The organism is Staphylococcus sp. GDY8P131P (assembly GCF_017891975.1).
GTDB lineage: Bacteria > Bacillota > Bacilli > Staphylococcales > Staphylococcaceae > Staphylococcus > Staphylococcus nepalensis.
Map to the genome: position 1 here is coordinate 63,156 of NZ_JAESKF010000005.1, position 8,856 is coordinate 72,011.

At 34.0% G+C, this 8,856-nt stretch carries 10 protein-coding genes; 7 read left to right on the forward strand and 3 right to left on the reverse strand.

Annotated features, from left to right (window positions below; genetic code table 11):
* Positions 1–9: 9 nt before the first annotated feature.
* The 7 genes from KA894_RS05555 (at position 10) to add (ending at position 5,642) form a co-directional block, all read left to right on the forward strand.
* Positions 10–744, forward strand: a complete 735-nt coding sequence (locus tag KA894_RS05555) for a sirohydrochlorin chelatase (protein ID WP_096811119.1) — start codon at positions 10–12, stop codon at positions 742–744.
* A 38-nt stretch (positions 745–782) separates the two neighbouring features.
* The gene (locus KA894_RS05560) at positions 783–1,394 is read left to right on the forward strand and encodes an NAD(P)-binding protein (RefSeq protein ID WP_103372486.1); all 612 of its coding nucleotides are present in this window, start codon (positions 783–785) and stop codon (positions 1,392–1,394) included.
* 26 nt (positions 1,395–1,420) lie between these two features.
* Positions 1,421–2,326 carry a sulfite exporter TauE/SafE family protein gene (locus tag KA894_RS05565; protein ID WP_096811117.1) on the forward strand — a complete coding sequence of 302 codons (906 nt, stop codon included), beginning with the start codon at positions 1,421–1,423 and terminating at the stop codon, positions 2,324–2,326.
* Positions 2,327–2,347: 21 nt separating this feature from the next.
* Complete coding sequence (gene sat / locus KA894_RS05570; protein WP_096811116.1) at positions 2,348–3,523, forward strand: sulfate adenylyltransferase; 1,176 nt, start codon at positions 2,348–2,350, stop codon at positions 3,521–3,523.
* A gap of 28 nt (positions 3,524–3,551) precedes the next feature.
* Positions 3,552–4,166 (forward strand): adenylyl-sulfate kinase, encoded by a 615-nt coding sequence (gene cysC / locus KA894_RS05575; RefSeq protein WP_096811115.1) that lies wholly within the window; start codon positions 3,552–3,554, stop codon positions 4,164–4,166.
* Between the two features lie 32 nt (positions 4,167–4,198).
* Complete coding sequence (locus KA894_RS05580; RefSeq protein ID WP_096811114.1) at positions 4,199–4,399, forward strand: hypothetical protein; 201 nt, start codon at positions 4,199–4,201, stop codon at positions 4,397–4,399.
* A gap of 268 nt (positions 4,400–4,667) precedes the next feature.
* The gene (gene add, locus KA894_RS05585) at positions 4,668–5,642 is read left to right on the forward strand and encodes an adenosine deaminase (protein WP_107644393.1); all 975 of its coding nucleotides are present in this window, start codon (positions 4,668–4,670) and stop codon (positions 5,640–5,642) included.
* A gap of 168 nt (positions 5,643–5,810) precedes the next feature.
* On the opposite strand, the gene KA894_RS05590 is transcribed toward add, so the two are convergent.
* The 3 genes from KA894_RS05590 to solA form a co-directional block, all read right to left on the reverse strand.
* The gene (locus tag KA894_RS05590) at positions 5,811–6,671 is read right to left on the reverse strand and encodes a LysR family transcriptional regulator (protein WP_096811112.1); all 861 of its coding nucleotides are present in this window, start codon (positions 6,669–6,671) and stop codon (positions 5,811–5,813) included.
* Positions 6,672–6,765: 94 nt separating this feature from the next.
* Positions 6,766–7,899 carry a M20 family metallopeptidase gene (locus tag KA894_RS05595; RefSeq protein ID WP_207606702.1) on the reverse strand — a complete coding sequence of 378 codons (1,134 nt, stop codon included), beginning with the start codon at positions 7,897–7,899 and terminating at the stop codon, positions 6,766–6,768.
* Between the two features lie 2 nt (positions 7,900–7,901).
* Positions 7,902–8,856 (reverse strand): N-methyl-L-tryptophan oxidase (solA, locus tag KA894_RS05600; protein WP_210133815.1); only part of this gene is annotated, 955 nt, incomplete at its 5' end.

The following is an 8,856-nucleotide window of genomic DNA, read 5'->3' on the forward strand; positions in this document are numbered from 1 at the left end:
GGGCTTGAGATGCAAGGTGTCTTATATGTTAGTCATGGAAGTCGTGTAGCAGAAGCAGTTGAAGAAGCAACATCATTTATTGAACTTGTTCAAGCGCAAGTGGATGTACCTTTACAAGAAATTTGTTTTTTAGAATTAGCAGAACCAGATATATCACAAGGTTTTCAAAAGTTAGTAAACCAAGGAGCAAATGAGATTGCGATTATTCCTGTATTACTTTTAAGTGCAGGACACTATTATAAAGACATTCCTGAAGAAATCGAGTATAGTCAGCAACAGTTTCCTGAGGTGAAAATAGTTTACGGGCAACCCTTAGGCGTACAAGCGCGATTAACAGAAATACTAAAACAGCGTCTTGAAAAAGTAGATATTACGCCTAACTCAGACGCTAAATTATTAATTATTGGAAGAGGAAGCTATAATCCTCAAACGAAAAAGGATTTCTCTATAATCAAATCACAACTATCGGCTATGTTGCCATCTAACAATATAAGCGTATGTTATTTAGCAGCTTGTGAACCATTATTTGAAGATGCGTTAAACCATGCAGTGGACGAAGGGTATTCACAAATATTCATTCTACCTTATATATGGTTCACAGGTATTTTAGACCAATATATTGCTAAGGTTGTGAATGATTATCAGAAAAAAAGCGATATTATCTTAACAGAGCATCTTAGCCATCATGAACATTTGCAAACAGCGCTAAAAGAACGTGTTGAAGAGGCATTTCAAAATATTTAATGACTTAAAAATGGCGGTTAATAGCAAGGAGTGACATTATGGATTTCATCCCTTTAATGGTTGATCTTTCACAGAAACAAGTCGTTGTTATAGGTGGCGGAAAAATTGCAGCACGTCGTGTGAGCGTTTTAACACAATATACAAAACGAATCACTGTTGTTAGTCCTACAGTGACAGAGGGTTTAGAACACTTGGCCAAACAACAATCGATTCAATGGCATAATAAAATATTTGAAAATAGTGATGTGGAAAAGGCTGATTTAATTGTTGCCGCAACAAATGATGTAGCTACCAACCAAGCTATCTTGAATGCAAAACCAAGTAAAGCTCTAATTAATATGGTAGGTAAAGCAAATGCTGGCGATATTTTGTTTCCTAGTATTTTACGACGTGGCAAATTAACCATCAGCATTTCAACACAAGGTGCTAGCCCCATGCTTACAACTCATATTTTAGAGGCATTGCAACAATATTTTAACAGTGCGTATGGTGATTATGTTGATTTTTTATATGACTGTAGACAACGAATCAAGCATAGCTCACTTATATCTACAGAGAAGGAAACATTTTTGAAAAAAATGTTAAATGAAAAATATTTAAATATCAACAAGCAACAAGAAGTTAGAAAGTGGTTAGATACTTTAGATTAAATTGAATTGAGAGGAGGCATCATTCTATGTATAAATTATTCATTTTTGCATTAGCGGGTTTTCTCGCACAATTGATTGACGGTTCATTAGGTATGGGATTTGGCGCGTCATCATCCTCTATATTATTGACATTTGGCGTGGCGCCGGCGATCGTATCAGCAACAATCCATTTTTCTGAAATTGCTACTACAGCAGCGTCCGGGACATCACATTGGAAGTTTAAAAATGTGCATAAACCAACGATGGTTAAACTAGCAATTCCGGGTGCTATAACAGCATTCATTGGTGCTGCGATATTAAGTCATATACACAGCGATTTTATTAAACCATTCATTGCTATATTTTTGTTAACAATGGGGCTCTATATTTTATACCAATTTTTATTTACAAAAGAAAAATCTGTCTCAAAAACAAAGACAAAAACATCACGCTTAATCTTAATTCCGCAAGGTGCAGTTGCAGGTTTTTTAGATTCTATAGGCGGTGGTGGATGGGGACCAGTCAATACGCCATTAATGCTTGCTCAAAAGAAGTTAGAACCTAGGTATGCAATTGGTACTGTATCAGCGAGTGAGTTTTTCGTGACGGTGTCTGCTTCTCTAAGTTTTATTATTTTTCTCGGTTGGAGCCAAATCAACTGGTGGCTTGTAGTATCTTTAAGTATTGGTGGCATGGTTGCTGCACCATTTGCTGCATGGTTGGTGAAGCTTTTACCCATGAATATTCTAGCCGTCTGTGTAAGTGGTTTAATTATTTTTACAAACAGTAATTCACTTATCAGCGTCGTCGGGCTGAATCAAACTTTAGCTATTACGATTAAAATTGCACTTATTGTTATTTGGTTCGTGTTAATACTATTTGCTTTATACCAAAATAATAAATTACCATTTTTGAATTTTAAAAATGAATCCAACGTAAATAAACTAGATTAATTCAATAAGGAGTGTGACAAAATGTCATTAATAAATGAAAAACAACAAGCTACAATCCAACCTCACGGTGGTTTACTTGTAAATAGAGAAGTCAGTGGTACAGCTAGAGAGCAATTAATCAAAGAAGCCGAAAACTTAGAACCCATTACTTTAAATTCATGGAGTTTGTCAGATTTAGAATTAATTGCTATAGGCGGGTTTAGCCCATTAACAGGGTTTATGAAAGAAGCGGATTATACAAAAGTTGTTGAAGATTTACATTTAGAAAATGGTTTAGTTTGGAGTATCCCAATCACATTACCTATAACAACAGAACAATCCCAAAATTTGAATATTGGTTCTCGAATTGCTTTATATGGCGAAGATGATGTTTTGTATGGCGTGCTCGATTTGGAGGAAAAATATACGTATGACAAACAAAAAGAAGCGCAACTTGTATACGGCACTACAGATGTTGATCATCCAGGGGTAAAGAAAGTTTATGAAAAAGGTGACGTTTACCTAGCTGGACCAATTTATTTATTAAATAGACCTAAACATGATGAATTTGTGGATTACCATTTAGACCCGTCAGAAACAAGACAGTTATTTTCAGATTTAGGTTGGAAAACGGTAGTTGGATTTCAAACTAGAAACCCGGTGCATCGTGCACATGAGTATATTCAAAAGGCAGCATTAGAGGCTGTAGATGGTTTACTATTAAACCCTTTAGTAGGTGAAACTAAATCAGATGATATACCAGCTGCTGTTCGTATGGAGAGTTATCAAGTCATACTGAAAAAATATTACCCAGAAAATAAAACACGCTTAGTTATTTATCCAGCAGCGATGAGATACGCAGGTCCAAGAGAGGCTATATTACACGCTACAGTACGTAAAAATTATGGTTGTACACATTTTATCGTAGGGCGCGATCACGCAGGTGTAGGTAACTATTACGGAACATATGAAGCGCAAGCGCTTATTTCAAAATATGAAGCTGAATTAGGTATCCGAATATTGAAATTTGAGCATGCTTTTTATTGTAAAACTTGTGAGAATATGGCTACAGCAAAAACATGCCCTCACGATGCTTCAGAACATTTACATTTAAGCGGTACAAAGGTTCGTGAAAAATTGAAAAAAGGTGAATCTTTACCTAAAGAATTCTCAAGACCAGAAGTGGCAGAAGTACTGATTAATGGATTGAAAGAATAGCAGAATGAAAAGGAGTGCATATTGAGTGATGGGAAAATCTAAACATATAACGTGGCATGCTTCGGAAGTGACAAAAAGTGAAAGGCAACAACGTAATCAACATAAAAGCGCTGTGATCTGGTTTACAGGATTATCAGGATCAGGGAAATCAACGATATCAGTAGCACTTGAAAAAGCATTGTTTGCTCAACAAGTGCATACATATCGGTTAGATGGGGATAACGTTAGACATGGATTGAATCAAAATTTAGGATTTTCACCTGAAGATCGTAAAGAAAACATTAGACGTATAGGAGAAGTTAGTAAATTAATGGCCGATGCCGGCTTAGTGACAGTGACTGCTTTTATTTCTCCATATAAAGCAGATAGAGATGCTGTACGTCATCTCTTAGATGAAGCAGATTTTATAGAAGTCTATACAGCATGCAGTTTAACGGAATGTGAAGTTAGAGATCCAAAAGGTTTATATCAAAAAGTAAGAAGTGGGGAAATTGCAGAGTTTACTGGTGTCAACGCACCATACGAAGCGCCTACCGAACCAGAAATTATATTAGATACTGAAACACTTACTGTTGAAGCATCAGTGTCTAAAATTTTGGACTATTTACAAAAACATCAGTATATCAATACAGCACAAGTTTAACGAAAATGAATTATCGCTAAAGGGGCAATCGGATGGAATTATTAAATATTATTGCTTATACGTTACTTGTTGTATTTATTTTAGTAGTAGCTGCTGGTGTATACCTCGTAAATAAAGGCCAGAATAGAAAACATTTTCTTGTAGCACTAAAAATAGTTATCATATTAATGATCATATGTATTATTGGTATAGGTGCATCACTGTTAATATTAGGTTATTATCACCAATTTTAAAATTTAGTAATGAAACGTAACGGGGTTAGAAAATCAAATTTAATTTTTGATTTTTATCCCGTTTGTTTTTTTAATATTTTTATAAAAATACTGTGTTTTGAAGAAGTTGTGTATGCTTTAAATAGTTTTTGCAAAAATGGATTTACTTTATGTATAGTAATGTAAAAAATAAAGTGTTATATTATATGAATCATTTTTATGTAACATATATATTAACAAGATTAAATCGCAGAATGATATTAATTTAGAGGTAGGGAAGTTTACTATAATGGATAAAAGTATAAAAGATATTGCTAAAATTGAACTCCATTGCCATTTAGATGGTTCTGTAAGTGAAAAGTTAATTCGACAGTTAGCTCAAGAACAACAAATTAATTTGAACGAAGCTAATCTAATTGTGAGTGAGCAGTGTGAAAGTCTAGATGAATATTTAAAGTGTTTTGATGAAATATTAAGCGTATTGCAAACAGCAGATAGCTTGAAAAGGGCAGTTATAGACGTTGCGCAACAAGCCTATGAGGATAATGTGAAATATATAGAAATTCGTTTTGCACCTTTGTTACATATGGAACAAGATATGACGCTCCTAGAAATAGTAAAGGCCGTTGAAACGGGGGTTGAAATTGTACAAGAAACAATGGATATTAAAGTGAATTTATTAATTTGCGCTATGAGACAACATGAACCATCTACAAATAAACAATTGTTTGATGGTTTAGATGTATACAACAGCGAGGTGATACGGGGTATTGATTTTGCAGGACCAGAAGTAGGGTTTCCGCCACATACCATTCAAGATACCATTCAATACGGATTAGATAAAGGTATGCATTTAACGTTACATGCTGGTGAATGTGGCTGTAAGCATAATGTGTTAGAAGCAATTAAAATAGGAGCTAAACGTATTGGTCACGGTGTTGCTGTTAACTTGGATGAAGCGGCATTGCAAGAAGTTAAAGCGAATGATGTATTATTAGAAATATGCCCTAAAAGTAATTTGCAAACCAAAGCGATAAACGCTTTGTCAGAAATAAACATACCTTATTTATTAAACAATAATATACCATTTGTTATTAATACAGATAATCGAACAGTGACACAAACTTCATTAAATGAAGAATATGAATTACTGTTTAAACATCAATTAATAGATTTAGAACAGATGAAATATATTAATCAACGTGCAATTCAATATGCATTTTTAACTGAACCGGAAAAGCACCGATTACTTGAGTCGATGTAAAAAACCTAGTGGTTAGTAATACTTATGTAATCCGCATAGCCCTAGTAGTTCTTATGCAAGCGCCTTAGCGCTTGTATTCATTTTGTAGAGGTGGGCAAATAAATTAAAAGATAAACGATTTGGTTAGTAAATATATGCACATTGTAATGGTAAAAGTGTGCCATATCTTTAATCTTGGTTAGCGAAGTTTTTAACAGTTTGGATAAAGTTAGACGTAGGGGCGTTTAAATGGTAATTTGAATTCCAAATAAAGTCTGTTGATATATTGCTGTATTTTTCTGGTAAGGCATAACTATATAATTCACCGTTCTCTAAGTCATGTTGAACTGATGATTCAGGTACTAAACTGATGCCAATACCCGATTTAACGCTTCCAATAATTGTTTCTAATGTTCCAAATTCTACAAGATTTGGTTTTTTAATATTTTCAGATTTTAACCAAGATTCGAGATTCCTTCTATAATTACATCCTTTTTCAAACACTAAAAACACAGAAGATGCTATATCTTTTAAGTCCATGGTATCCACATTAGATATCAGTACTAATTTTTCCTTAAATAACTCCATTTTATTTATGTCATGATGTTGTTTAAATCCTGTGACAAACGCGCAATCTAAACGTTGATTGACCACTTTTTGAGAAATATTCGCAGTAACGTCGGTGTATAAAGATAGAGCAACTTGTGGATATTTTTTACGGAACATTGATAGTACTTTCGGTAATTTAGTAATTGTTTCTACTATACCAATTTCAATTTTTCCACTAGACATTTCTTTCTTTTGGAAAGTACTTTCCATTTCATTCAATACATCCATAATTTTTTCAACATATATTTGGAGTTTTTCGCCATCTGAAGTCAATGTTGTTCCTTTTTTATGACGTAGAAAAAGTTGTGTATTGAGCTCTTGTTCTAATCGTTTTATACGGGAGGTAACATGAGATTGGACAAAATTAAGTGATTTGGCAGCACGACTAATACTTTGATATTGGCTAACACTTTGAAAAATCTTTAAATCTTTTATTTCCATAATATCATCCGCCTTTTTCATTTGAGGCCATTATACATGAAAAGATTTATTTTAGAATGAAAAAAGAACTGCCGGCAGTATACCGGCAGTCTATTTATTTTGCAAATTGTTTAATTAAGTTTTTGAAAAAATCAATAGAACGTTCGAATGCTTTGACTTCAACGTATTCATTTGGTTGGTGTGCTAATGTTTCAATACCAGGACCATAAATTAATGTGGGAATATTGCTGTCCGGATTGAGAACAGAACCATCCGTGTAATAGGCCATGCCTGTAATGTTATTTTCATTTGAAATGTCTAAGGCATTTTGAATAATTTCAGCGTTTTCATTAGTTAAAACCGTAGCGCGGTCAAGTAACACCTGCGTACTTACCTTTGGAGATGTGTTGTCCGAAAAAAGTTGGTTTAAACGTTGATTAAATTGATTATAAAGATTGTCATGAATATTAGGTGTAACTGTTCGAATATCGACATTTAATACACATTGGTCAGGAATAACGTTAGTTTGAATGCCACCGTTAATCATATTTGCTGATATACTACTTTTGCCTAATGCAGCTGTTTCTTCAGCCCATTCTTCTTTTAAGTCATTAACCAAATTAATCACTTTATTCATACCTTCTACGGCATTTATACCTTGTTCGGGCATTGCGCCGTGTGCAGTTTTGCCAGTTAACGTGACTTCTATCCATAAAGCGCCTTTATGCCCAATGGCTACTTTTTCGCTAGTGGGTTCTGCGATAATGATGGCATCTATGTTATCCATAGTTGTACTTTGAACATAATGCTTGGCACCTATTGAATCTACTTCTTCTCCAGCAGTAGCTAAAAATTCAATATCTTTATTTAATTCATAGCCTTCTTCATATACAGATTCTAATGCGAGATATAAAGCGGCTAAGCCACTTTTCATATCACTTGTTCCTCTTCCGTATAGTTTTCCATCCTCAATTTCGCCTTTAAAAGGATCATATTTCCACTCTTGGGCACCAATTTTTACGGTATCTGTATGACCAGATAATAACAACTTACCAGCGTCACGTTGGTTACTTTTTAAAGTTACTGAAATATTACTTCTTTGGTCACTTAAATTGGTTATATCAAATGGTATATTTTTGGATTCACATCGCTTTTTAAAAACTTGCACTACGTTATCTTCGTTAGCTGGTGGATTAGTGCTATCAATATTAATCAATGATTTTAAAAAATCTAAATTAGATTGAGTCATTTTTATTTCCCCCTTGCTTTAAAAAATACTTTTGCTTTATTTTCAGGTTGTAAACTTGGACGTGTAATTTTAAATAGTGATATATCTTGTGTACTTTTCCCTTTAGTAACTAATTCATATAACACCTCTCCTATAGCGCTTGAAAACTTATAGCCGTGTCCTGAAAAGCCACCAGCAATCACAATATGTTCGTATCGAGGATGTTTATCTATGACAAAATTCTCATCTAATGTATTTGTAAACATACAAGTTTTGCCAACATTTATATTTCCGTAAGCTTGCTGCATATATTGATTTAAAAAATGACTAATATCGTTTTCATCTTTTTCGTAAGCGCCAAATGCTTTATTATAATACATTGGATCAATCGGGTCTCCATTATCATATCGGCCAATTTTTAAACCAGTGCCATCGATAGAAGGGAAACCATAGTAAACGCCGCTAGGAACGTCAGCAAAAAACCCGGGAAAACCATCTGATTTATATAAAATATCATCTGAATCAAACCATGCGATGGTCTGTCTAGATGGTTGAAGTTGCAACTGTAAACCTAAGTCATCTAATATTTTCTTATTCCAGGCGCCTCCAGTAATAATTAATTTATTTGCAGTAAATGTATTAGAATTTGTCTGAACGTTAACGACGTCATCAAACATATCGATATTCATAACTGGAGAGTTGGTTTTTAATTCAGCCCCATGGTTTAAAGCAAGTCTTTTAAAAGTACGTATACAATTTTGTGAAAATAAAACGCCTGCCTCAGGTTCATAGCAACCCATTTGATCAGGAGCTATTGTGATACCGGGCCAACGTTCATTAATTTCATCAGCTGATAATGTTTCAACATTTAGATTATATTTACGACCGCCATCTATTGCGGTTTGCACAAATAAAGAATCGCTTTGTCCAAAAGTGATGACTCCAGTATTAGAAAATATAGATAAAGTCCGTATAATT

What these genes read in the sequence shown, in the direction of transcription:
- KA894_RS05555 (WP_096811119.1), top strand. Translation starts at nt 10, where the DNA reads ATGCAAGGTGTCTTATATGTTAGTCATGGAAGTCGTGTAGCAGAAGCA.
- KA894_RS05560 (WP_103372486.1), top strand. Translation starts at nt 783, where the DNA reads ATGGATTTCATCCCTTTAATGGTTGATCTTTCACAGAAACAAGTCGTT.
- KA894_RS05565 (WP_096811117.1), top strand. Translation starts at nt 1,421, where the DNA reads ATGTATAAATTATTCATTTTTGCATTAGCGGGTTTTCTCGCACAATTG.
- sat (WP_096811116.1), top strand. Translation starts at nt 2,348, where the DNA reads ATGTCATTAATAAATGAAAAACAACAAGCTACAATCCAACCTCACGGT.
- cysC (WP_096811115.1), top strand. Translation starts at nt 3,552, where the DNA reads ATGGGAAAATCTAAACATATAACGTGGCATGCTTCGGAAGTGACAAAA.
- KA894_RS05580 (WP_096811114.1), top strand. Translation starts at nt 4,199, where the DNA reads ATGGAATTATTAAATATTATTGCTTATACGTTACTTGTTGTATTTATT.
- add (WP_107644393.1), top strand. Translation starts at nt 4,668, where the DNA reads ATGGATAAAAGTATAAAAGATATTGCTAAAATTGAACTCCATTGCCAT.
- KA894_RS05590 (WP_096811112.1), bottom strand. Translation starts at nt 6,671, where the DNA reads ATGGAAATAAAAGATTTAAAGATTTTTCAAAGTGTTAGCCAATATCAA.
- KA894_RS05595 (WP_207606702.1), bottom strand. Translation starts at nt 7,899, where the DNA reads ATGACTCAATCTAATTTAGATTTTTTAAAATCATTGATTAATATTGAT.